20 protein-coding genes are annotated in these 24,455 nt (G+C 66.2%); 2 read left to right on the top strand and 18 right to left on the bottom strand.

Features of this window, described 5'->3' with window-relative positions:
• Positions 1–175: 175 nt before the first annotated feature.
• The 3 genes from phaC to BTE28158_RS25320 form a co-directional block, all read right to left on the bottom strand.
• Positions 176–2,050, bottom strand: coding sequence for a class I poly(R)-hydroxyalkanoic acid synthase (gene phaC / locus BTE28158_RS25310; RefSeq protein WP_151051611.1), 1,875 nt, complete (start codon positions 2,048–2,050; stop codon positions 176–178).
• Between the two features lie 369 nt (positions 2,051–2,419).
• Entirely contained in the window at positions 2,420–3,259 is an 840-nt protein-coding gene (gene pgeF / locus BTE28158_RS25315) for a peptidoglycan editing factor PgeF (RefSeq protein ID WP_151051613.1), read from the bottom strand.
• 6 nt (positions 3,260–3,265) lie between these two features.
• Positions 3,266–4,474, bottom strand: a complete 1,209-nt coding sequence (locus BTE28158_RS25320) for an RluA family pseudouridine synthase (protein WP_059604426.1) — start codon at positions 4,472–4,474, stop codon at positions 3,266–3,268.
• Positions 4,475–4,515: 41 nt separating this feature from the next.
• On the opposite strand from BTE28158_RS25320, the gene BTE28158_RS25325 reads away from it, so the two are divergent.
• The gene (locus BTE28158_RS25325) at positions 4,516–5,340 is read left to right on the top strand and encodes an outer membrane protein assembly factor BamD (RefSeq protein WP_059604424.1); all 825 of its coding nucleotides are present in this window, start codon (positions 4,516–4,518) and stop codon (positions 5,338–5,340) included.
• 81 nt (positions 5,341–5,421) lie between these two features.
• On the opposite strand, the gene yoaA is transcribed toward BTE28158_RS25325, so the two are convergent.
• From yoaA to BTE28158_RS25340, 3 genes are all read right to left on the bottom strand, one after another.
• Positions 5,422–7,665: a DNA repair helicase YoaA gene (yoaA, locus tag BTE28158_RS25330; RefSeq protein WP_124903543.1), complete on the bottom strand. Its 2,244-nt coding sequence runs from the start codon at positions 7,663–7,665 to the stop codon at positions 5,422–5,424.
• 55 nt (positions 7,666–7,720) lie between these two features.
• The gene (locus BTE28158_RS25335) at positions 7,721–7,936 is read right to left on the bottom strand and encodes a YdcH family protein (RefSeq protein WP_006755091.1); all 216 of its coding nucleotides are present in this window, start codon (positions 7,934–7,936) and stop codon (positions 7,721–7,723) included.
• Between the two features lie 77 nt (positions 7,937–8,013).
• A complete protein-coding gene (locus BTE28158_RS25340; protein ID WP_124622667.1) occupies positions 8,014–8,763 on the bottom strand; it encodes a hypothetical protein in 750 nt (249 codons plus the stop codon).
• A gap of 160 nt (positions 8,764–8,923) precedes the next feature.
• On the opposite strand from BTE28158_RS25340, the gene BTE28158_RS25345 reads away from it, so the two are divergent.
• Entirely contained in the window at positions 8,924–11,248 is a 2,325-nt protein-coding gene (locus BTE28158_RS25345; protein ID WP_124622665.1) for a Tex family protein, read from the top strand.
• Positions 11,249–11,364: 116 nt separating this feature from the next.
• Here the strand turns inward: BTE28158_RS25345 and BTE28158_RS25350 are convergent, their stop codons facing one another.
• The 12 genes from BTE28158_RS25350 to BTE28158_RS25405 all read right to left on the bottom strand — a co-directional run bounded on the left by BTE28158_RS25350 (position 11,365) and on the right by BTE28158_RS25405 (position 24,444).
• Positions 11,365–13,278, bottom strand: a complete 1,914-nt coding sequence (locus BTE28158_RS25350) for a potassium transporter Kup (protein ID WP_124622663.1) — start codon at positions 13,276–13,278, stop codon at positions 11,365–11,367.
• Positions 13,279–13,551: 273 nt separating this feature from the next.
• Positions 13,552–14,148, bottom strand: coding sequence for a phosphoribosyltransferase (locus BTE28158_RS25355; RefSeq protein ID WP_059604405.1), 597 nt, complete (start codon positions 14,146–14,148; stop codon positions 13,552–13,554).
• An 8-nt stretch (positions 14,149–14,156) separates the two neighbouring features.
• On the bottom strand, positions 14,157–15,503 hold the full coding sequence (locus BTE28158_RS25360; protein WP_151049889.1) for an adenylosuccinate synthase: 1,347 nt from the start codon (positions 15,501–15,503) through the stop codon (positions 14,157–14,159).
• Positions 15,504–15,616: 113 nt separating this feature from the next.
• A complete protein-coding gene (locus BTE28158_RS25365; RefSeq protein ID WP_059604400.1) occupies positions 15,617–16,765 on the bottom strand; it encodes an ATP phosphoribosyltransferase regulatory subunit in 1,149 nt (382 codons plus the stop codon).
• A gap of 101 nt (positions 16,766–16,866) precedes the next feature.
• Positions 16,867–17,058 (bottom strand): DUF2065 domain-containing protein, encoded by a 192-nt coding sequence (locus BTE28158_RS25370; protein WP_009687995.1) that lies wholly within the window; start codon positions 17,056–17,058, stop codon positions 16,867–16,869.
• Between the two features lie 36 nt (positions 17,059–17,094).
• Positions 17,095–17,994 carry a protease modulator HflC gene (hflC, locus tag BTE28158_RS25375; RefSeq protein WP_124903549.1) on the bottom strand — a complete coding sequence of 300 codons (900 nt, stop codon included), beginning with the start codon at positions 17,992–17,994 and terminating at the stop codon, positions 17,095–17,097.
• 15 nt (positions 17,995–18,009) lie between these two features.
• Positions 18,010–19,368 carry an FtsH protease activity modulator HflK gene (gene hflK, locus BTE28158_RS25380; RefSeq protein ID WP_151049891.1) on the bottom strand — a complete coding sequence of 453 codons (1,359 nt, stop codon included), beginning with the start codon at positions 19,366–19,368 and terminating at the stop codon, positions 18,010–18,012.
• Positions 19,369–19,415: 47 nt separating this feature from the next.
• Positions 19,416–20,591 (bottom strand): GTPase HflX, encoded by a 1,176-nt coding sequence (hflX, locus tag BTE28158_RS25385; RefSeq protein ID WP_174908897.1) that lies wholly within the window; start codon positions 20,589–20,591, stop codon positions 19,416–19,418.
• Positions 20,592–20,663: 72 nt separating this feature from the next.
• Positions 20,664–20,903, bottom strand: coding sequence for an RNA chaperone Hfq (gene hfq, locus BTE28158_RS25390; RefSeq protein WP_006399927.1), 240 nt, complete (start codon positions 20,901–20,903; stop codon positions 20,664–20,666).
• 141 nt (positions 20,904–21,044) lie between these two features.
• Positions 21,045–22,382 (bottom strand): ribosome biogenesis GTPase Der, encoded by a 1,338-nt coding sequence (gene der / locus BTE28158_RS25395; RefSeq protein ID WP_014896912.1) that lies wholly within the window; start codon positions 22,380–22,382, stop codon positions 21,045–21,047.
• Between the two features lie 246 nt (positions 22,383–22,628).
• Complete coding sequence (gene bamB, locus BTE28158_RS25400; RefSeq protein WP_151049893.1) at positions 22,629–23,774, bottom strand: outer membrane protein assembly factor BamB; 1,146 nt, start codon at positions 23,772–23,774, stop codon at positions 22,629–22,631.
• A 40-nt stretch (positions 23,775–23,814) separates the two neighbouring features.
• Positions 23,815–24,444 carry a tetratricopeptide repeat protein gene (locus tag BTE28158_RS25405; protein WP_124622651.1) on the bottom strand — a complete coding sequence of 210 codons (630 nt, stop codon included), beginning with the start codon at positions 24,442–24,444 and terminating at the stop codon, positions 23,815–23,817.
• Positions 24,445–24,455: the final 11 nt, after the last annotated feature.

The following is a 24,455-nucleotide window of genomic DNA, read 5'->3' on the forward strand; positions in this document are numbered from 1 at the left end:
GCCGCGATCTTCGCGAGCGAACCGCCGAATTTGCCGACCGCGGTCCGCGCGGCCGATACGATCACTACGTCCGTCATTTCCCTTTCCTCCAGGCCCGCACGACGCGGCGCATCGCTACCGGCCCTGTTAAAAAACTGCGGTGCACCGGACAGCGTGCGCCGCTGTCCGTCTTTCGTCAATCGCGCTGCAACACGTAGCGGCCCGGCGCCGGCTCGATCACCGGGAACTGCGCGGAACCGGCCTTGGCGGGCGGCGCCACCTTGCGGCCGCCGTACTGGTCGAGCCACTCGACCCAGGTCGTCCACCAGCTGCCCGGCTGCTCGGTCGCACCGGCAAACCAGTCGTCCGCGGATCCGGGCAGATCGTTGTCGTTGACCCAGTAGCTGCGCTTCTTCTTCGCCGGCGGATTGATCACGCCCGCGATGTGGCCCGACGCGCCGAGCACGAACTTCAGCGGGCCCGTCAGGATCGACGTCGATGCATAAGCCGTCTGCCACGGCACGATGTGATCCTCGCGCGACCCGTAGATGAAGGTCGGCACGTCGATGCGCGACAGGTCGACGGATTCGCCGCACACGGTCAGCGCGCCCGGCACGCGGAGCTTGTTCTCGAGATAGGTATTGCGCAGGTACCACGCGTACATCGGGCCCGGGAGGCTCGTCGAGTCGCTGTTCCAGTACAGCAGGTCGAACGCGGCGGGCGTGCGGCCCTTCAGGTAGTTGTCGACGACGTAGTTCCAGACGAGGTCGTTCGGCCGCAGGAACGAGAACGTGTTCGCGAACTCGACGCCGCGCATCAACCCCGGCGCCGCGCCGCTCTTGCCGCCGATGGTCTGCTCGCGCATCTGCACGTGCGCCTCGTCGACGAACACGTCGAGGATGCCGGTGTCGGTGAAATCGAGCATCGCGGTCAGCAGCGTCATCGACGCGGCCGGGTGTTCGCCGCGCGCGGCGAGCACCGACAGCGCGGTCGCGAGCATCGTTCCGCCGACGCAGAAACCAAGCGTGTTGATCTGCTCGCGGCCGCTGATCTGCTGCACGGCGTCGATCGCCGCGAGCAACCCTTCGTTCATGTAGTCGTCCCACGTCTTGTGCGCGACCGACGCATCGGCGTTGCGCCACGACACGAGGAACACCTGATGGCCGTTCGACAGCGCATGCGCGACGAGCGAATTCTCGGGCTGCAGGTCGAGGATGTAGAACTTGTTGATGCACGGCGGCACGATCAGGAGCGGCCGCTCGAACACCTTGTCCGTCTTCGGCGCGTACTGGATCAGCTGGATCAGGTCGTTCTCGTAGACGACCGCGCCTTCGGTACACCCGAGGTTCTTGCCGACCACGAATTGCGATTCGTCGGTCTGCGAAATTTTGCCGCGCTGCATGTCGCCGAGCAGGTTCATCATCCCCTGCCGCAGGCTTTCGCCCTGCGTCTCGAGGATCGACTTCTGTGCATCGGGATTGAGCGCCAGGAAGTTGCTCGGCGCGGCCGCGGCGGTCCATTGCTGGACGGAGAACCGGATGCGTTCGCGCGTCTTCGGATCGGTCTCGAGCGCGTCGGCCAGTTCCTGCAGGTAGCGCGCGTTGAGCAGATACCACGCAGCCGCGAACGCATGCGCGGGCGACGCCTTCCATGCATCCGCGCTGAAGCGGCGGTCCTTCAGTTCTGGCGACTCGAGCTTCGCGGCGGCGGCCTGCTGCATGAGCGTCACGCAGTCGCGCGCATAATCGGCCTGCAGCTTCTGGAGCCGTTCAGGCGGGATCGCGGCCACGGGCAGCTTCAATCCCGCGAACGGCGAAGCCAGGCCGCCGAAGGCGCCCAGATCGGGCATCGACGGCATCTGGAACGGCACGGATGTCGGGAACTGGAATGCGGCGAACGGATTCGCCGTGGTCGCCGCCGTTGCAGCGCGCGCCGGATCGGCGAAACCGCGCCAGGCGTTCAGCCATGCCTCGAACATCTGCTGCATCGGCTGGGTAGCCTGGTCGAATCCGGTGCTGCCCGCGAAAGTGCCCGCTTGAGCGGACGTCGACGAATTTTTCGATGCTGTCATTACCTGCCTTACCGGTGATTCGTGAGCGTCAATCGTGAAATCCTGCTCGCGCGCGGCGTGCCGGCTGCGAGCCGGGCCGTCATGCTCTGGAGAGGCGTCTCCAGATTCTGCCGCAGTGCGGTATTTTTATCATTATCGTTTTCCCCATGTGAAGCACTGCGTCAAACCACCGAGCATTTCTGCTCGGAGATAATCCGCGCGAAACAAGCTGGACAAGGCTTCCGGCGAAACATAAAACATTTTGATTGACTTGACTTCGCGATTATTCATTCGATTGTCCATGCAACGCCGCATTGCCGCGCCAATATCGCAATAACCGATTTCGCAGCGCAACAAGCCAAGCCGCGCGCGCACGTGCGCGGTCAGCAGTCAATCGGCCAGCCAGATCGCCGCCGCCATGCGGCCGGTCACGCGGTCGCGCCGGTACGAATAGAAGCGCGCGCGTTCGATGACCGTGCAGGCGGTCCCGCCGCTCACGTGCGTCACGCCTGCGCGCGCGAGGCGCAGGCGCGCAAGCGCGTAGAGGTCGGCGAGGTACTTGCCGGGCGCGCCGTCGATCACGACGAACGCTTGCCGCGTCTCATCATGCTCCGACTGCGGAGCCGTGTCGAGAAACGCCTCGTGCACGTCTGCGCCGACTTCGAACGCCCGTGGGCCGATCGCGGGCCCGAGATACGCATGGAGATCATCCGTCGCGCCGCCGGCGAGTGCCGCGACGCCGGCCGCGGTCTGCTCGACGATGCCGGCCGCGAGCCCGCGCCAGCCAGCATGCGCGGCACCCACCGCCCGGCCCTGCGCGTCGCACAACAGCACCGGCAGGCAATCGGCGACCATCACGACACAGACCGCGCCCGCGCGGTCCGTCACGCTCGCGTCGGCCCGCACGGGCGCCTCGGCACCCGGCGCGGCCTCGATCACTTCGTCCGCACGCACGATCCGCGCGCCGTGAACCTGTTCGAGCCATGCCGCTCGCGACTGGCCCGCCAGCGCGAGCAAGCGCGCGCGATTCGCGGCGACATGGGCCGGATCGTCACCGGTGTGCAGGCCGAGATTCATCCCGCCCGGCAACGCGGCGCCGTCCTGCCAGCGCCCGTACGGGCCCTCGCTCACGCCGCCGTCGCGCGTCGTGATCAGCGCACGCACGCGCGGCGCCACCTGCCAGTCGGGCCGCACGCAGTCCTGCCACGTCAACGGCGCCAGGTTCGTCATCGGCACTCACTCCTCCTCATCGTCGTAATCGTCGTCGTGATCCTGATATTCGCCGGCGAAATCGTCATCGTCGTAGACACCGTCTTCATCGTCGAATTCCTCGTCGCCCTGCCCGAAGCCCAGCGCCGCGACGAGCGCGTTCATGTCGTCCGGCAACGGACAACGCCACTGCATCGTCTTGCCCGTGACCGGATGCACGAGGCCGAGCCGCCAGGCGTGCAGCGCCTGCCGCGCGAACCCGCCCGGCAGCGGCGCGACCGAGCGCTTGCCGCGCGCGCGCCCGTACACCGGATCGCCGAGCAGCGGATGCCCGACATGCGCGCAGTGCACGCGGATCTGGTGCGTACGGCCAGTTTCGAGATCGCACTGGATCGCGGACACCGGCTGACGTTGCCACATGCATGTGTCAACCGTACGGAAATGCGTGCGCGCGGGCTTGCCCGACGCGCCGGTGACGACGGCCATGCGCGTGCGCTCGCGCGGATCGCGGCCGATCGGCGCGTCGATCGTGCCGTCTTCGGGCATCATGCCCCATACGAGCGCGAAATAGCGGCGCTTCACGGTACGCGCCTGCAGCTGGCGCACGAGGTCGGTCTGCGCGGCGAGTGTGCGCGCAACCACCATCAGGCCGGACGTCTCCTTGTCGAGCCGGTGCACGATGCCCGCGCGCGGCAGGCCGGCCGCCGCGTCGCCGTAGCGGTGCAGCAGGCCGTTGAGGATCGTGCCGCTCCAGTTGCCGGCAGCTGGATGGACGACGACGCCCGCCGGCTTGTTGATGACGACGAGCGCGTCGTCCTCGTAGATCACGTCGAGCGGCACCGGCTCCGGCGTGAACGCCAGCTGCTCCGGCAGCAGGTCGGGCACGAGCTCGATCCTTGCGCCGAGCGGCACCGGCTGGCGGATCTTCGCCGGCGCGCCGTCGACCAGCACGCGCTGCGCCTCGATCCAGCTCTGCAGGCGGCTGCGGGAGAATTCGGGGAACAGTTGGGCAAGCGCTTTATCGAGGCGCTCACCCGCGAGCGACAGCGGCACTTCGACGACGCGCGGGGCCTCGTCGACCGCCGCGGACGGCACGACAGGCGGCTGCATCGCGCCTGCAGCCAGATCGTCATCGGGGGAATCCCCCGACGCAGCGTCGGCGGGCCGATCGCTTGGGCTATAATCTTCGCGATTTGACTTGCCCTGCGGGGCATTCTGCGAACTTGAACGGGTCATTTAGACTGGGTCACCGAGACTTGAAGCTAGGACATGCGAGCATGATGAATTCGACCAAACGTACGGCCAAAACCGTCGCCGCCCGAGCTGCGGCGGTAGCGGCCGCGGCCCTCATCGCCGGCTGCCACGGCTTGCCGCAGAAGCAGGACGAGACGGCTACCTGGTCGAACAACAAATTATACTCAGAGGCCCAGGACGCACTGTCCGGCGGCGACTGGGGCAAGTGCGCGAAATATTTCGAATCGCTGCAAGGTCGCGATCCGTTCGGCCATTTCGCGCAACAGGCGCAGATCAACGTCGCGTACTGCAACTGGAAGGACAACGAAGCGGCAGCCGCCGACCAGGCCGTCGACCGCTTCATCCAGCTGCATCCGGATCACCCGGATATCCCGTACGCGTACTACCTGAAGGGGATGATCCACTTCAACGACGATCTCGGCCTGTTCGGCCGCTTCTCCGGCCAGGACATGAGCGAGCGCGATCCGCAGGCACTGCGCGAATCGTACGACGCGTTCAAGGTCGTCGTCGACCGCTACCCGAAGAGCAAGTACGCACCCGACGCCGCCGCCCGGATGCGCTACATCGTCAACGCGCTCGCCTCGCACGAGGTGCACGCGGCCGACTACTACTATCGGCGTGGCGCGTATGTCGCGGCGATCAACCGCGCGCAGCTCGCGATCAAGGACTACAAGGGCGCGCCGGCGATCGAGGACGCGCTGCACATCATGATCCTGTCGTACGGCAAGCTGAACCAGCCGGAACTCGCGGAAGACACGAAGCGCGTGCTCGCGGGGACCTTCCCGGACAGCCCGTACATCACCGGCCATTCGCGCCCCGGCACGAAGAAGTCGTGGTGGCAGTTCTGAGCGACGCCCGAGCACCAACAAAAAACCCGGCCATCGAGCCGGGTTTTTTGTTGGTGCCGCCCGCAGCAGGCAACAGCGCGATCACGCGCGCTTTGCCGCGCGATGTTCGTCGAAGAAGTCCTGCACGACCGCGATCTCGCGGGTGCGCTTGAACGGCGGCAGGCTCTGCCAGATCCGTCGACCGTAAGGCTTGTCGACGAGCCGCGTGTCGCAGATCATCAGCACGCCGCGATCCGTCTCCGCGCGAATCAGCCGGCCTGCGCCCTGCTTCAGCGTGATCACGGCCTGAGGCAGCTGGTGAACCGCGAACGGGCTCAAGCCCTTCTTGGTCAGCGCGTCGAGCCGCGCGGCCAGCACCGGATCGTCAGGCGGCGCGAACGGCAGCTTGTCGATCACAACGAGCGACAGCGCGTCGCCGCGCACGTCGACGCCTTCCCAGAAGCTCTGGCTGCCGACGAGGATCGCATTGCCGTACGAACGGAAACGATCGAGCAGTTCGGTACGGCTGGCATCGCCTTGCACCAGCAGCGGCGTGTTCCAGCCGCGCGACTCGATCACATCGCGCAGCTTCGACGCGATCCGGTCGACTGCGCGCAGCGTCGTGCACAGCATGAAGACGCCGCCGCCCGACGCCTCGATCGCCGGCAACGCCGCATCGAACACGGCATCGGTAAACGCCGGCGACGACGGCTGCGGCAGGTTGCGCGGCACATACAGCAGGCCCTGCGTCTGATAGTCGAACGGGCTTGCGAGGGTCATCGAGCGCCGCGAGCTGAGGCCCATCTGGGCCGCGTAGTGCGTGAAGTCGCCGCGCACCGACAGCGTCGCCGACGTGAACACCCACGCGCGGGGCACGCCGGCGCGCTGCTTCGCGAAAATCGGCGCGACCGACAGCGGCGTCTCGTGCAGCTGGACGGTATGTGCGAACACTTCGACCCAGCGCACCTTCTCGTTCGGGTCGTCGGTGGCCGCCTTGTCGCCGGCTGCCGCGGCATCGGCCTTCGCGGCCGCTTCCGCCGCGCCGGGCGCAACCCAGCCCGCGAGCAGGTCCTGCAGCTCGCGTGCGCGCCGCAGGCACGCGCCGAGCGACTCCGCCCGCTCGGCCTGGCTCGCGAGCGCCGAGGCAAGCGCATCGAGCGCCACTTCGAGCGCGTCGAGCGCGGCGAACATCGGATGATCGTCGCCCAGTTGCGCGAGCGACATGCGCACGATCTGGTCGTTCGCGAACGCGAGACGCAGGTCGCGCGCCGCACGTTCGAGATCGCCGCCGAGCTTCACCCACTCGACCGCATCGCGCGCATGGCTCAGGCCTTCCGCGACCGTGTCGCGCGCAAGTTCGAGGATCTGCGTGGTCGACAGCGTCTCGCCGAAGAACAGCGTGGCCGTCTCCGGCAACTGGTGCGCTTCGTCAAAGATCACCGTGTTCGCGTTCGGCAGCAGTTCGGCCATCCCGGTGTCGCGCAGCATGATGTCCGCGAAGAACAGGTGATGGTTGACGACGACGATGTCCGCCTGCTGGGCCTCGCGGCGCGCCTGCATCACGAAGCATTCCTTGTAATGCGGGCACTCCTGGCCGAGGCAGTTGTCGCGCGTCGACGTGACCATCGACCACACCGGTGCCGTCTCCGGCACGCTCGCGAGTTCGGCCTTGTCGCCGCTCTTCGTGACCTTGGCGAACCGGACGATTTCCTGCAGGTACGCGGTATCCTGGCGCGACGGCAAGCGACCGTTGTCGGCCGTGCGCTGCAGGTAGTAATGGCACAGGTAGTTCGAGCGGCCCTTGAGCATCGCGACCGTCACCGGCACCGCGAGTGCGTTGCGCACGGTCGGGATGTCGCGCTGGAACAGCTGGTCCTGCAGGTGCTTCGTGCCGGTCGATACGATCACCTTGCCGCCCCACAGCATCGCGGGCACCAGGTACGCATAGGTCTTGCCGGTGCCGGTGCCGGCCTCGACGATCAGCGTATTGTCGCCAGCGTCGCCGTCGGCTTCGGGCGCAACACCCTCCGCGGCAGATTCGGCCGCCTTGTCGCCTTCGCCGAGGCGGCGCGCCGGCCGCTTGCGGGTCTCGAAGATCTCCGGCTCGGGCATCCGGCGCGCGGACGCCTCCATCGCGGACGCGACCGCGCGCGCCATCTCGATCTGCGACTGACGCGGGTGATAGCCGTCGAGCGCGCGCGCGAGCAATCCGCCGTCGCCGAAGATCGTGTCGAGTTCGTCGACGCGTTTGCGGCTCAGCTCGAAGGTGCCTTCGGGCGCACGAACGCGCCCGGCGGACGACGCGTCACGCCGGGAATCGGGTTTGGCATCAAGCGGTGAATTCAAGGCAAGCGTTCCTGTGTCCAGCGCCCGAGCGGCGCCGGCGCTTGCCAGGCCGCGCTCAGGCGCGCTTATCCGGTTCCAGCTGCGATTGCAGCAAAATGATTTTGTCCTTGGCCGCCAGCTTTTCCTTCTTCAGCCGGTGCAGCGTGATGTCATCGATGTCGGAGTGTCCTTCCTTCAGCTCGATCTCCCGAGCGAGCTGCTGGTGCTGCTCCTGCAATGCAGCCAAACGGTTGTGCAATTCCTGCTGCTGTTCCGTGGGACGGTTTTGCATATGCGCCTCCTCATCGAAGCAGCGCGCCGACTGGCGTGCCGGCACGCACGAGACTGACTCCGGATCAATCCAACACGTTACTGCCCCTGCTGTTGCTGCTTGGCCTTGTCGGCCGCTTCCTGCTGACGCCGCTCGACATCGGCCTTGTGCTGGGCGGCTTCCTTCTGCTTCTGCTCGTAGCGCGCGGCGTTGTCCGCCCGCTCCTGCGCTTTCTGCGCGCCCTGCTGGCGCGCCTGGTCGAGCTTGCGCTGGAAGTCTGCCTGCTTCTGGTCGTATGCCTGCTTGTTCGCGGCGCGCTGCGGGCCCTCGGCGCCGCGCTGCGCCTGCTTCAGCGCATTCTGCTCCTGCTTGTCGCGGAACGCAGCCGCGTTCGCCGCATCGTTCGCCGCGCGCTGCGGCGCTTCCGCCGCATTCTGCGCCTGCTTCAACGCCTGCTGCTGGTCGCGCTGCTGCGCCCGCACCGCGCGCTGTTCATCGTCGAGCGCGAGCTGCTCCTGACGGATGCTCGCCCGCTCCTCGCGCATCCGGTCGCGCGCATTGCCGAGACAGTGATTGACGAAGAACTTGCTGTAACAATCGTGCTCCGCCACGGCATAACGATAATCGTTTTCCGCGGAACGTTGATTGAGCACTTTTTGACGGGCGTCAAAATCCTGCGTGGTGGAGGGGGCGACGGGCGCGGCCACTGCGGCGTCCGGCGCGGTGGCGCCCGATGCCTGTGCGTACGCGACGGTAGACCCGGCGGACAAAGCCGCGGCGAGCGCTGCGCCGAGCGCGACGAGAGAAATGCGGGAAGTTGGCAACGTCGTAGGAAAGCTGCGGGACATGTGTCAAATTCTATCACCCCCGGCTGGACGCTCCGCCATTTATGGCAAAATGCCCCGCTTCACTCACCCGCGGCATCTGGTCCGGCGGGCCCGTCTTGCAGCCCGCGGCGCGCGGCCTGCCGGCCCGCGCCGCGATTTCAGCAGGCAGATCATCCACGACATGACGGAAACCGTAGCACTCAAGATCGTACAGCGCATCGCCACCGAACTGTCCGTCCAGCCGCGCCAGGTCGCGGCGGCAGTGCAACTCCTCGACGAAGGCTCGACCGTTCCGTTCATTGCCCGGTACCGCAAGGAAGTGACCGGCAACCTGGACGACACGCAGCTGCGCCAGCTCGAGGAACGCCTCCTGTACCTGCGCGAGCTCGAGGATCGCCGCGCGGCGATCCTGTCGAGCATCGACGAACAGGGCAAGCTGACCGACGAACTGCGCGCCGCGATCGACGCGGCCGACAGCAAGCAGGTGCTCGAAGACCTTTATCTGCCGTACAAGCCGAAGCGCCGCACGCGTGCGCAGATCGCGCGCGAAGCCGGCCTCGAGCCGCTCGCGCAGGCGCTGCTCGCGAATCCGCTGCTCGACCCGCAGACGGAAGCCGCCGCGTACGTCGATGCCGACAAGGGCGTCGCCGACGTGAAGGCCGCCCTCGACGGCGCCCGCGACATCCTGTCCGAGCAATTCGGCGAAACAGCCGAACTGCTCGGCAAGCTGCGCGACTACCTGCACAGCCAGGGCGTCGTGTCCTCCGCGGTCGTCGAAGGCAAGGAAAACGAGGAAGGCGAGAAGTTCCGCGACTACTACGACTACGCGGAAACGATCCGCACCGTGCCGTCGCATCGCGCGCTGGCACTGTTCCGCGGCCGCAATGCCGGCGTGCTGACCGTCAAGCTCGGGCTCGGCGAGGAACTCGACGCGCAGATCCCGCATCCCGGCGAAGCGATGATCGCGCGCCATTTCGGGATCGCGAACCAGAGCCGCCCGGCGGACAAGTGGCTGTCCGACGTGTGCCGCTGGTGCTGGCGCGTGAAGGTGCAGCCGCACATCGAGAACGAACTGCTCACGCAACTGCGCGAAACGGCGGAAGCCGAAGCGATCCGCGTGTTCGCCCGCAACCTGAAGGACCTGCTGCTGGCTGCGCCGGCCGGCCCGAAGGCCGTGATCGGTCTCGACCCCGGCCTGCGCACGGGCGTGAAGGTCGCCGTGGTCGACCGCACCGGCAAGCTGCTCGCGACCGATACGATCTACCCGCACGAGCCGCGGCGCGACTGGGACGGCTCGCTCGCGAAGCTCGCGCGCATCGCCGCGCAGACGCAGGCCGAGCTGATCAGCATCGGCAACGGCACCGCGTCCCGTGAAACCGACAAGCTCGCGAGCGAGCTGATCGCGAAGCACCCCGAACTGCGGCTGCAGAAGATCGTCGTGTCGGAAGCCGGCGCGTCGGTCTACTCGGCGTCCGAACTGGCCGCAAAGGAATTCCCGGAACTCGACGTGTCGCTGCGCGGCGCCGTGTCGATCGCCCGCCGCCTGCAGGACCCGCTCGCCGAGCTCGTGAAGATCGAGCCGAAGGCGATCGGCGTCGGCCAGTACCAGCACGATGTGAACCAGCGCGAACTCGCCCGCTCGCTCGACGCGGTGGTCGAGGATTGCGTGAACGCGGTCGGCGTCGACGCGAACACCGCGTCGGTCGCGCTGCTCGCACGCGTCTCGGGCCTGAACGCCACGCTCGCGCGCAACATCGTCGACTACCGCGATGCGAACGGGCCGTTCCCCTCGCGCGATCACCTGCGCAAGGTGCCGCGCCTCGGCGACAAGACCTTCGAACAGGCAGCCGGCTTCCTGCGCATCAACGGCGGCGAGAATCCGCTCGACCGCTCGTCGGTCCACCCGGAGGCTTATCCGGTCGTCGAACGGATCCTCGCGAAGATCAACAAGCGGATCGACGACGTGCTCGGCAGCCGTGATGCGCTGTCCGGCCTGTCGCCGACCGAATTCGTTGACGAACGTTTCGGCCTGCCGACCGTGCGCGACATCCTGTCCGAACTCGAAAAACCGGGTCGTGACCCGCGCCCCGAATTCAAGACCGCAACGTTCCGCGACGGCGTCGAAAAGGTGTCTGACCTGATGCCGGGCATGCTGCTTGAAGGTGTCGTGACGAACGTCGCGGCGTTCGGCGCATTCGTGGATGTCGGCGTGCACCAGGACGGCCTCGTCCACGTGTCCGCGATGTCGACGAAGTTCATCAAGGATCCGCACGAAGTCGTGAAGGCCGGCCAGGTCGTCAAGGTCAAGGTGCTCGACGTCGACGTAAAGCGTCAGCGCATTTCGCTGACGATGCGCCTCGACGACGAAGCGGCCGCGCCCGGCATGGCGCCGCGCGGCGGCCAGGATCGCGGCAATGCCGGCCGCGGCGCGGCGCGCCCGCAGCGTTCGCGCGAGCCTGAACCGGCCGGCGCGATGGCTGCGGCGTTCGCGAAGCTGAAACGCTGAACACGCGAAGGCTGTCGACGCACCAAAAAAAGCCCGCCGGAAGGCGGGCTTTTTCATGGCTTCGGCAAGAAGCGTTGCCGGATCGGCGTGGGCCGCCTATGCGGCCCGTGCACCGATCAGATTTCGATCTTGGTGCCGAGCTCGACGACGCGGTTCGCCGGGATCGAGAAGAAGTCGGTCGGCTTCGCCGCGTTCTGATGCATCCATGCGAACACGCGTTCGCGCCAGATCGACATGCCGGGCAGATGCGTCGGCACGACCGTTTCGCGCGCGAGGAAGAACGACGTGTCCATCAGTTCGAACGTCATGTCGTGCGTGCGGCCGAATTCCTCGAGCACGGCCTTCACGTCCGGCGTCTCGTTGAAACCGTATTCGGCCTTGACGATGTACAGACCGCCGCCCGCGTCACGTGAACTCAGGCGCTTGTCGTCGCGCACGTACGGGATGTCGCGCGTGACGAACGTCAGGAAAATGGTCCGCTCGTGCAGCACCTTGTTGTGCTTCAGGTTGTGCAACAGGCTAACGGGCACGAGCTTGTCGTTACCGGTCAGGTAGATCGCCGTACCCGACACACGGTGCGGCGGATGCGCGAGCAGCCCCTGCAGGAACGGCTCGAGCGGGATACCGTCGGCAGCCGTACGCTCCTTGACGATGTGGCGGCCCTTGTACCAGGTCATCAGCAGGAAGAACAGCAGCGCGCCGATGCCGAGCGGCAGCCAGCCGCCCTGCGCGACCTTGAGCAGGTTCGCGCCAAAAAAGCCGAGGTCGACCGCGAGGAACACCGCGATGATCGCGCCGACGAGCAGCCGGTTCCAGTTCCATACCTTCACCATCACGACAGCCGCGAGCACGGTCGTGATCACCATCGTCGCCGTCACCGCGATACCGTACGCGGCGGCGAGGTTGTCGGAGCTCTTGAAGCCGATCACGATGCAGAGGATCACGAACAGCAGCAGCCAGTTCACGACCGGCACGTAGATCTGGCCGATCGCCAGCTCGGACGTATGCAGCACCTTCATGCGCGGCACGTAGCCGAGCTGGATCGCCTGCGACGTCAACGAATACGCGCCCGAGATCACGGCCTGCGAAGCGATCACGGTCGCAACCGTCGACAGCACGACGAGCGGCAGCAGCGCCCACTCCGGCGCCAGCAGGAAGAACGGGTTCTCGATCGCCTTCGGGTTCTGGATCAGCAGCGCGCCCTGGCCGAAGTAGTTCAGCACGAGCGACGGCATCACGAGCCCGTATGCGGCGAGGCGAATAGGCTTCGCGCCGAAGTGGCCCATGTCCGCGTAGAGCGCTTCCGCACCGGTCAGCACCAGCACGACCGAACCGAGCACGACATAAGCCTGCAGCACATGCTCCGACATGAACGACGCCGCGTAATACGGGTTGATCGCCGCGATGATGCCCGGCACGCGCGCGATGTGATACACACCGAGCGCCGCGATCGCGATGAACCACAGCACCATGATCGGCCCGAACAGCTTGCCGACCATCGCGGTACCGTGACGCTGGATCCAGAACAGCGCGATCAGGATCACGATCGTGATCGGCATCACGAGATGGGACAGGTGCGGCGTCGCGATCTCCAGACCTTCGACGGCCGACATCACGGAAATCGCCGGCGTGATCACGGCATCGCCGTAGAACATGCACGCGCCGAAGATCCCGAGCGCCATCAGCGCGCCCGCGACGCGGGTTTTCGAGTCGAGCGGCCGCAGCGACAGCGCCATCAGCGCGAGCACGCCGCCCTCGCCGTTGTTGTCGGCCCGCATCACGAACAGTAGATACTTGATGCCGACCACCAGGATGATCGCCCAGAACAGCAGCGAGATCACCCCGAGAATCGAGCCTTCGGTGAGCGGAATGCCGTGTGCGGGGCTGAACGCCTCCTTCAGCGAATACAGCGGGCTCGTGCCGATGTCGCCGAACACGACGCCGATGGCCGCTATCGCAAGCGCCCGCATCGAGTGTTGGTGCGTCGAATGCGCATGGGCTGCGTCGGTCGCCTGGATCGTGTCGTTCATATGAAGCTTAATAATCGGGTCCGGTTCGGACAAAACGAGCGCTATTCTACTCGCGCCCCCCTGAAAAACCGTCCTGCCCTGTTGCCCTGAAGCCACGTGATCCACGCTGCGCATGCAATCCTGCGCGAGCTGTGGCAGGGCTGCCATCATAGCCGGGGCCGCGACGTCTGCCTACCGTCAAGACCGATTGTGGTACCCACCAGCCCGGCGCCGCAATGAAAAACGGCGCCGCAAGCGGCGCCGTATAAGGCTTTCCTTCGATCAGCCGGACACTCACGCGCCCGAGCCGTCGCGCTGCGCACGACCGCGCTTGATCCACGCCTCGAGATTATGCGGACGAACCGTGTCCCACTCTTCGAACGGCTGATGAATCCACGGATTCGTCGGCAGATACTGCGTGTGATAGTCAGGCTTGATCTTCGAGCAACCCTTGTACCAGAGCACCGCCGAGCGCACGGCCTTGACGGCCGGATAGCGCTCCTTCAGGTGCTCCTGCACGCGCGCGAGCGTGACGCCCGAATCGACGAGATCGTCGACCAGCAGCACGTTGCCCTCGAGGTTGCCACGCGTCATCGTGATGTACTGCGCGATGTCGAGTTCGCCCTGCTCGGTGCCGGCCGCTTCGCGGTACGAACTCGTCGCGAGGATCGCGAGCGGGACGTCATAGATGCGCGACAGTTGGTCGCCGACGCGCAGACCGCCGCGCGCGAGGCACAGGATCTGATCGAACTTCCAGCCCGATGCATGCACCTGGAGCGCAAGCAGCTCGATCAGACGATGGTATTCGTCCCAGCCCACCCACAGGTTCTTGTCGTCGTTGCGCGGATCGGTCATCAAGTCTGCCGCCGTCATCGTGATTTGCTGCGTCATGCTGAGAATTACACCTTGAACGGGTGGCGAAGCAGGATCGTCTCGTCGCGATCCGGCCCCGTCGAAACCATGTCGACCGGCACGCCGGCCACTTCCTGAACACGGGCCAGGTATGCCTGAGCATTCGCCGGCAGCGCGTCCCACGCATTGATGCCGACGGTGCTTTCCTTCCAGCCGGCAAACGTCTCGTACACGGGCTCGCAACGCGCGACATCGGCCGCACCGCGCGGCAGGATGTCCACGTCCTTGCCGTCGATCTTGTAGCCGACGCACAGCTTGACTTCATCGAGGCCGTCGAGCACGTCGAGCTTCGTCATGCACAGACCCGACACGCCGTTGATCTGGATCGAGCGGCGCAGCGCCGCCGCGTCGAGCCAGCCCGTGCGGCGCGGACGGCCGGTGACCGAGCCGAATTCCTTGCCGACGTTCGCCAGCGTAACGCCGACCTGGTCCTGGCGCTGCGGGTTGTCCGCGTCGTACAGCTCGCTCGGGAACGGGCCCGAGCCGACGCGCGTGCAGTACGCCTTCGTGATGCCGAGGATGTAGTTCAGCTTCTGCGGACCGACGCCAGCGCCGGCCGATGCCGCACCCGCGACGCAGTTGCTCGACGTGACGAACGGATAGGTGCCGTGGTCGATGTCGAGCAGCGTGCCTTGCGCGCCTTCGAACAACAGGTTCTGACCGGCGTTGTTCGCGTCGTACAGGCGGCGCGACACGTCGGCCACCATCGGCTTCAGGCGATCGGCGTAGCCGAGCATCGTGTCGAGCGTGGCCTGGAAATCGACGGCCGCGCCACCCAGGTACTGGGTCAGCACGAAGTTGTGGAAATCGAGGTTTTCGCGCAGGCGGTCGGCGAAGGTCTTTGCGTCGAACAGGTCCTGCACGCGCAGCGCGCGGCGGCCGACCTTGTCTTCGTACGCGGGGCCGATGCCGCGGCCGGTCGTACCGATCTTGCCCGCACCCTTACGCGCCTCGCGCGCCTGGTCGATCGCAATGTGGTACGGCAGGATCAGCGTCGTGGCTTCGGAGATGAACAGGCGATCGCGCACGTTCACGCCGGCCTCTTCCAGCTCGCCGATTTCCTTGAACAGTGCCTCGGGGGACAGGACAACGCCATTGCCGATGTAGCAGGCGACGCCTTCACGCATGATGCCCGACGGAATGAGGCGCAAGATGGTTTTCTTGCCGCCGATGATGAGGGTGTGGCCGGCGTTGTGACCGCCCTGGAAACGCACGACGCCCTGAGCGTGGTCCGTCAGCCAGTCGACGATCTTGCCCTTGCCTTCATCACCCCATTGCGTTCCCACGACGACGACATTGCGCCCGGGAGTCACGTTCACTGCGCTGGCAGACATGTTGATTCGTTAGCTGGTTAAAAACGTATTCTACCTATGTTCGCGGGCGATTCCGAATTTTTCCGTTTCGCTTCAACGATATGCACGCCGAACGACGGCCCGCGAACGCCTGTTTAACGGGGTTCGACCACCCATGCGCCGTTACGCTCGACGAGCGAACGGTCGCACGCGAACTCGTCGAGCACGTGGTCGTGCCCCGGCAACGCCTGGATCACGACCTCGCCCGCATCGCGCAGCGCCGCAACGGCCGCGCTCAGCGCGTCGTCCTGTGCCCACGGCGCGAGAATTGCAGTGCCGCGCGCCTCGATCGGCGAAATCCGCGCGAGCTCGCGCAGGTCGAGCGAGAAGCCCGTCGCCGGGCGGGCGCGACCGTAGGCCTGGCCCACGTGGTCGTAACGGCCGCCGCGCGCGATCGCGTTCGGCACGCCATCGATGTACGCCGTAAACATCGCGCCGCTGTGGTACGCGTAGCCACGCAGGTCGGCGAGATCGATCGCCACCTCGACGCCCTTCGCCTGCGCCGCGAGCTGCGCGAGATCGTCGAGTGCGCGCGTGATCTCGGGCAGCACCGGCAGGCGTGCACGTGCCTCGTCGAGCACGCTCGCGTCGCCATAGAGGTGCGGCAGCGCCCGCAGCGCCGCGCGCGTATCGGCGCCGAGATCGTCGGTGAGTTCGTTCAACAGCGGCACGTCCTTGCCCGACAGCGCGTCGTGCAGCGCCTCGCCGCGCTCGGCGGCCTGCGCGTCGCGTGCGAGCAGCGCCGCGAGCACGCCCGCGTGACACAGATCCAGACGGATCCGCGACAGCCCCGCGAGGTGCAGTGCGTCGAGCATCAGCTGCTGGATCTCAAGATCGGCTTCCAGCCCGGCATGACCGTAGATTTCGGCGCCGATCTGGATCTGTTCGCGCGTCGCATGCAGGCCGCGCGGACGCGTATGCATCACGTGGCCCGCATAGCAGAGGCGCGTCACGCCCTGGCGGTTCAGCAGGTGCGCATCGATGCGCGCGACCTGCGGCGTGATGTCCGCGCGCAGGCCGAGCGTGCGGCCCGACAGCTGATCGACCAGCTTGAAGGTGCGCAGGCGCAGGTCGGCGCCGCCGCTCGTCAGCAGCGACTCGAGATATTCGAGCAGCGGCGGCATCACCATTTCGTAGCCGTACGAACGGAAGCGATCGAGCAGCCTGCGGCGCAGCTCCTCGATCTTGCGCGCTTCCGACGGCAGTACGTCGGCGATATTCTCGGGAAGTAACCAGGTCGACATCGGTACGGTCCTACGACAGGAAACAGGGCGCGACACGCGCGCCGCGAGATGAATCGGAAATCGGAAATCGGGCGGAACGAACGGCGGGTGCGCCGTCCGGATCAGGTGGCGAGCAGCAACAGGACGAGCCCGAGCGCCATCACGATGAGCCCGCCGATCCGGATATGATGCGGCGGCCGCTCCGCTATTCTACGAAACGTGTCGCGCCAGGCGACGGGAAACACGAAGGGGAACGCCCCCTCGATAATCAGCATCAGTGCTACCGCGAGCAACAACGAGCCAGCCAGATCCATGCGAGCGACGGCGCCGCTCGATGCGGCGCCCCAAGGTCAGTGTTTGCGGGGAGCGGGTGCCGCCGGTGCGGCACCGCCCGTCGAGCTGCGCATGAAGCGGAAAAACTCGCTGTCGGGGTCGACGACGATGATGTCGTTGCGCTTGAAGGTATTCCGGTAAGCCTGCAGGCTCGCATAAAACTGATAGAACTGCGGATCACGGCCAAACGCTTCGGCGGCGATCGACGCGGCCTTCGCGTCGCCCTCGCCCTTGACCATCTGCGCGGACTTGTACGCATTCGCGAGCACCGCCTGCTGTTCGCGTTCCGCGTCGGCCTTGATCTGCTCGACATCGGCGGCGCTATCCGCACGCACCTGTGCGGCCTGGTCGCGCAGCGCGGCAATCATCCGCTGATAGACGGCATCCGTCTGCGCAGCCGGCAAGTCGACACGCGTCAACTGCACGTCGACCACGTCGACGCCCAAGACCGATGCCTTCGCGCGCACCGCCTCGCGCACCGCATTGGCAATGTCGCGCTGGCCGCCGAGCGCGTCGTCGAGCGCGCGCTTGCCGAACGCGTCGCCGAGTGCGCTCTTCAGCGCGCCGGCCAGACGCTCGGTGGCAGCCGCCGGGTCGCCGCCCGTCGCCGTGAAATACTTCATCGGATCGCTGATCCGGTACTTGACCGCATACGCGACAAGCAGATCGTGCTTGTCTTCGGTCGCCAGTTGCAACGGATCCGACGACTCGAGCGATTGCAGGCGCGTGTCGATCAGCGTCGCCGTCTGCAGCGGCGGCGGCAACTTGAAATGAATGCCGGGACCCGCGAGTTCGGGTTGCGCGCCGTCGCGGCCCGACAACACGGCAGTGTGGCGCGGGTCGACGGTCAGGACGGTCGACGACGCCGCGAAGGCGGCGATCACGATTGCGACGACGAGCGCAATGATTCGGTTCATGTTCTGCGCTCTCCGTTACTTCGTATCGTCTTCACGCGAGCGGCTGCGGAACGCTTCGCGCGACCGCAGCACGTCGCTGCCCGGTGCGGGCGCCGCCGCGGACGAAGCCGCGCTCGCGGGTGCGCTCGATGCAGCGGCAGCCGGGGCCGACGCCGCGGCGGGCTCGGATGCACCGGCCGGCGTCGTGGCATTCGTGGCATTCGCGACGTTTTGTCGCCCCTGCTCGACGAGCTTGTCGAGCGGCAGATACACGACGCTGTTGCCACCCTTGTTGCCGACAAACACTTTCGTCGCGTTCGAATAGATTTCCTGCATCGTCTCCAGGTACATCCGCTCACGGATCACCGCGGGCGCTTTCGAATACTGTGCATAGACCTGCTTGAACCGGTCGGCGTCGCCTTCTGCTTGCGTGACCACGCGATCGGCATACGCCTTCGCTTCATCGGCGAGTTTAGCGGCATCGCCCTGCGCCTTCGGCAGCAGGTCGTTCGCATAGGCCTGCGCCGCACGCTTCGCCGCCTCGCGGTCTTCGCGCGCCTTCGCGACTTCGGCGTATGCGGCCTGTGTCTGCTCGGGTGCCGCGACGTTCTGCATCGTGACGGCCGTGATCTCGAGGCCCGACTGGTAGCGATCGAGATCGCGCTGGATCGCGGCGGACAATTGCTCGCGCAGCGCGTCGCGATCCTGGTTCAGCATGTCGGCCGCGCTGCGCGTGCCGACGATCGCACGCACCGCGGCCTGGGCGGCCTGCGACACACTGCGCTCCGGGTCGACGCTGCGGAACAGGTAGTCGGTTGCCGAACGAATGCGGTACTGGACGATGAAACGCACGTCGACGATGTCGGCGTCGCGCGTCAGCATCGCCGCTTCCTTCACGTTCGCGAGACGCACGACGTTGTTGCGGCCGATCTCGATCGAACGGACCTGCGATGTGTCGACGATCTCGTGCGACGCGAACGGATACGGTGCGCGCCAGTGCACGCCCTGGCCAACCGTGCCGGACAGCTTGCCGAACTGCAGCACGACGCCCGTCTGGCCCTCCTGCACGACGAACAGCCCGCTGCCTGCGTAGACCGCGACCAGCACGCCGATCACGATGCCGACGCCGACGCGCGCGGCCCGGCCATTGTCGGGCCGGAAGCCGTTGCCGCCCTTGCCGCCGAACAGGCCGCTCAGACGCCGGTTGAAGTTGCGCCACATCTCGTCGAGATCGGGCGGACCGTCACCGTCGCCACCGGGCGGACGCTTCGATTCGTTCGCACGCGGACGGGATCCGTCGTTGCCCTTGCCTTCGCCGCGTCCCCAGCGGGGATCGTTGATTGACAGCAAGGCGCGCATCCGCCGCCAGGTACTCCGCTCGTTGTATTCGTTCACCAGAGTTTGTTCACCAGATTAGACGCCAGCGAACCGGCCGGGACCGGTTAGCGCCCGTGTTCGGAAATCGTGTGGTCTTCGTGCGGTTCAGCGGGTGCGCCGTCGAGCGCGCCGTTGGGTAACGTCGCGCCGGAAAGGTGTTCCGCGGAGGCGATCTCGGCGATGGCGGCACGCAACGCATCAAGACCCTGACCGGTGCGTGCGCTCAAAAAGACGCGCGAAATATTACCATACTCGTCCCGCTCGACCGCGTCGCCTCGGGCCGCCAGCTCGGGCACGGCGTCGATCTTGTTGAACACCAGCACCTGCCGGATCGTGTCCGCACCGATCTCGTGCAGCACGCCGTTCACCTGCTCGATCTGTTCGAGCCGCACCGCGCTCGACGCGTCGACGACGTGCAGCAGCAGATCCGCGTGGATCGTTTCCTCAAGGGTCGCGCGAAATGCGGCAACCAGCTGGTGAGGCAGTTCGCGAATGAACCCCACCGTATCGGACACCACGATCTGGCCTGCCTCGTCGCCGAGGTACACGCGCCGCGACGTCGTATCGAGTGTGGCGAACAGCTGGTCGGCCGCATAGGCCTGCGCTTTCGTCAGCGCATTGAACAGCGTCGACTTGCCCGCGTTCGTATAGCCGACGAGCGACACCGACATCGTGCCGCTGCGCGCGCGCTGGCGACGCTGCGTGCTGTGCTGCCGGCGCAGCCGGTCGAGCCGCGACTTCAGCATCTTGATGCGCTCGCCGATCAGCCGGCGGTCGGTTTCGAGCTGGGTTTCACCGGGGCCGCGCAGGCCGATACCGCCCTTTTGCCGCTCCAGGTGAGTCCACGCGCGAATCAGGCGGGTCGACAGGTATTGCAACTGCGCGAGCTCGACCTGCAGCTTGCCTTCGTGGCTGCGGGCACGCTGCGCGAAGATATCGAGAATGAGGCTCGTGCGATCGACCACCCGCCTGTTAAGCGCCTGCTCCAGATTGCGTTGCTGGGCCGGTGCCAGTGCGTGGTTGAAGATGACGATTTCGACGTTGTGCGCGTCGCAGGCAAGCCGCAATTCTTCGGCTTTGCCGCTGCCGATGAACATCTTGGCATCGGGACTGGCGCGACGACCCGTGAGGGTGACGGCGGGACGGGCCCCCGCACTGGAGGCGAGAAGACTGAGTTCTTCGAGACTGGCTTCGAAATCGGTCTTGCCGAAGTCGATGCCGACGAGCGCTGCGTTGATCAAATTATCGGGTGTCAAGATAAGGCGGCTGGCATCGGTCGCTCGCGGCGACCGGACGCCGGCCGCTGCGATGGGTTAGGACGAGGCTTCCGCGTCCGGGTGGAAATTCACCGGGCGCGCCGGCACGACCGTCGAGATGGCGTGCTTGTAGACCATCTGGGTCACCGTATTACGGAGCAACACGACGTACTGGTCGAACGATTCAATGTTCCCTTGCAGCTTGATGCCGTTGACGAGATAGATCGAAACGGGAACGTGCTCTTTGCGCAGTGCGTTCAAAAACGGGTCTTGTAACAATTGCCCTTTGTTGCTCATGGCGTACTCCATCTTTTTTTGCAGGTTGATCTGGATTGGCGACGAAGAAAAAGAGATCCGGCGCCAATCGCTACACTATAGCCGATTTTGCATGCCCCGCCCGGGCGTAGGCCATGCGGCCTACCCCTTGCAGGACCTGCTTCAGCCCTTGTCCGCGTACGGGTTGTTCGACGAACGGAACTCTATGCGCAATGGAGTCCCGGTCAGTGAGAAAGTTTCGCGGAATCGGTTTTCGAGGTAACGCTTGTAGGTTTCCGTGACCGCATCGAGCGCGTTGCCGTGGATGACGATCAGCGGCGGATTCTGGCCGCCCTGGTGCGCGTAGCGCAGCTTCGGACGCACCGGACCGCGACGACGCGGCTGCTGGAACTCGACCGCCTCGATCAGCGCGCGCGTGAGCTTCGGCGTCGGCAGTTTCGCCATCGCCGCCGCGTACGCGTCGTCGACCGAGCGCATCAGCGCGCCGATGCCCGTCTTCTTCGCGGCCGAAATGTAGTGCGATTTCGCGAAGTCGAGGAATTTCAGCTTGCGGGTCAAATCCGCTTTCGCACGATCGCGTGCATGGTCGTCGAGGCCGTCCCACTTGTTGACGCCGATCACGAGCGCGCGGCCCTGTTCGACGACGAAGCCGGCGATGTGCGCGTCCTGGTCGGAAATGTCCTGCTGCGCATCCAGCAGAAGAATGACGACGTTCGCGTCGGAGATCGACTGCAGCGTCTTCACGACCGAGAATTTCTCGATCGCCTCGAACACCTTGCCGCGACGTCGCAAGCCCGCGGTGTCGATCAGCGTATATTTCTTGCCGTTGCGCTCGAAGTCGACGTAGATCGAATCGCGCGTCGTGCCCGGCATGTCGAACGCGATCACGCGGTCCTCGCCGATCAGCGCGTTCACGAGCGTCGACTTGCCGACGTTCGGCCGGCCGACGATCGCGATCTTGATGCCGCGCGACGGATCGTCCTCGTCCGCTTCCTCGGGCTGGCCCGCGTATGCGACTTCCAGCGCTTCGTTGATCATGTCGGTCACGCCGTCGCCGTGCGCGGCCGAGATCGCGCGCGGATCGCCGAGCCCGAGCTCGTAGAAGTCCGTCGCAACCGCCGTGTACTTCATCCCCTCGGCCTTGTTGACGACCAGGAAGATCGGCCGGCCGGTCTTGCGCAGGTAGTCGGCGATCGACTTGTCCTGCGGCGCGAGGCCGTTACGGCCGTCGACGATGAACACGACGACGTCGGCTTCCTCGACGGCCTGCCGCGTCTGGCGTGCCATCTCGTGCAAAATGCCGTCCTTCGCGACGGGCTCGAAGCCGCCGGTATCGACGACCAGATACGGCCGCTCGCCGACGCGCCCTTCGCCGTAATGGCGATCGCGCGTCAGGCCGGGCAAGTCGGCAACCAGCGCATCGCGCGAGCGCGTGAGCCGGTTGAACAGCGTGGATTTCCCCACATTGGGGCGCCCAACGAGGGCAATGACCGGTTTCATCTGTGTTTTCTACGGTGATGCGCAGCAGCGGGAGGCCCGCTGCTGCGGGCGGCTGCGCTGAATGAAAATATCACGAATTCGCGCCGCGCCGGATGCGCGCGCCGGGCGCGCGTTGCGCGCCGTCGTCTTTCGTTTCGAACTGCCTTTCAAATATCGAGCGGCCGGGGACACCGGCCGCCTTCATGTCGCGCAATCGCTCGCGCGGGACGAGCCCGCCGCGCCGCGATTGCGCTCGTTGCGTGCGCGTCAGCGCGGACGGAACCCGTACAGGCCGCCGTCCTTCGTCTGCACGACGAGCGTATTGCCGGCCAGGACCGGCGCCGCGGTAATCGCGCTGCCGTCGGTTTTCATCCGGGCGATGAAGCTGCCGTCCTCGCGCGACAGGAAGTGCACGAAGCCCTTGTAGTCGCCCATCACGACCGCATGGCCGAGCAGGTATGGCACGCCGACGTCGCGGCTCTTCAGCTTGTCGTTACGCCAGAGCTGATTGCCGCTCGCCGCGTCGTACGCCGTCACCACCGACCAGTCGTCACCGCCGGCGACGACAGAATCGTCCTGCGCCAGACCGCTGCGGCTCGAGAACGCCTTTTCCCACAGCGGACGGCCCGAGTTCGCGTCGAAGCAGCCGAGCTGGCCCTGGAACGTGACCGCGCACGTTTCGGCACCCACGAGCGTCGGCGGACCGCTGACGTCGTTGATACGCTCCACTTCGGTCACGCCTTTCGGGAACGACACGGGCGTCTGCCAGAACGGCTCACCCGTCTGCAGGTTGATCGCGACAAGACCACCGCCGGGGAAGCCCGCCAGCACGGCCGCATCACCCGCGAACGTCATGCCGGACGACACGCGCAGGTTCAGCGGCACCGCGCGGTTGCGGTAGTTCCACTTCTGTTCGCCCGTCTGCGCGTTGAACGCGATCACCTGGCCGTCGATCGTGCGCACGATCACGAGACCGTTGCCGACCAGCGGCGGCGAGAAGATCTCGCCCTGCACGCTCGTCTTCCACAGTTGCTTGCCGTCGGGGCCCAGCACGAACACGCCGCCCTTCAACGCGCCGACTGCGGTCAGGTTGCCGTCGCTGCCGACCCCGGCCGACAGATCCGAGCCGACCTTCGCGCGCCACAGCGTCTGGCCCGTCTTCGCGTCGATCTTCTCGACCGAACCGTTCTCGCCCGCCGCGTAGACGGCGTCGCCAACGGCCACCGGCGAGAACAGGTAGCGCCCGCCCTTGCCGACGCTCGCCTTCCAGACCTGTTGCACGTCCATGACGGGCTTGAACTCGGTGAGCGGCGTCGGCACGCGGCGCGCGTCCTTCGACGACGAGCAGGCCGCCAATGCCAGGACAGCCGCCGCGCAGGCTACGGGCACAGCGTAACGTTTCAGCAAATTCATCGGTTAGCGAAGCAGAGTTAAGAGGTTGAGAGGGCCGGGATCAGCCGCCGAGCGCGTCGAGCTTGAACTGCACGAGCTGACGCGCGGACTGGTCGTCCTGCGACAGACCGTCGAGCGCAAGCTTGTATGCGGCGCGCGCATCGGCGGTCTTGCCTTGGGCCGCAAGCAGATCGCCGCGGCGATCGGCCACGAGACCCTTGAATGCATCGACCGGCGTGCCGGAAAGCAGCGCGAGGCCCGCATCGTACGCCTTCTCGTCGAGCAGCAGCGATGCGAGACGCAGCTTCGCGATCTGCTTGTACTCGTCGTCCTTGGCGTGATCGACGGCCCATTGCAGCTGCGCCTTCGCGCCGGCGGCATCGCCGGCTGCGTACAGCGTCTTCGCTGCCAACAGTGCGCTCATCTGCGCATACGGCGTGCTGCCGAACTTGTCTTCCATGTCGGCCGCCGCGCGGGCCATCGTCGCCTTGTCATTCCCGGCGGCAGCCTTCTGCACCTGCTCGTACAACCCGGAAGCCTCGGCGGCCTGACGGCGCTGCCAGTAATTCCAGCCGTTGAAACCGGCCGCGACGACCAGCGCCGCGAGCACGATCCACGTGGTGAGGTTGCCCCAGCGGGCCCACCACGCCTTGAGACTTTCAATCGATTCTTGTTCGTCGTGATAACTCATCGGCGAGCGAT

The sequence above is a fragment of the Burkholderia diffusa genome, assembly GCF_902499115.1.
GTDB lineage: Bacteria > Pseudomonadota > Gammaproteobacteria > Burkholderiales > Burkholderiaceae > Burkholderia > Burkholderia diffusa.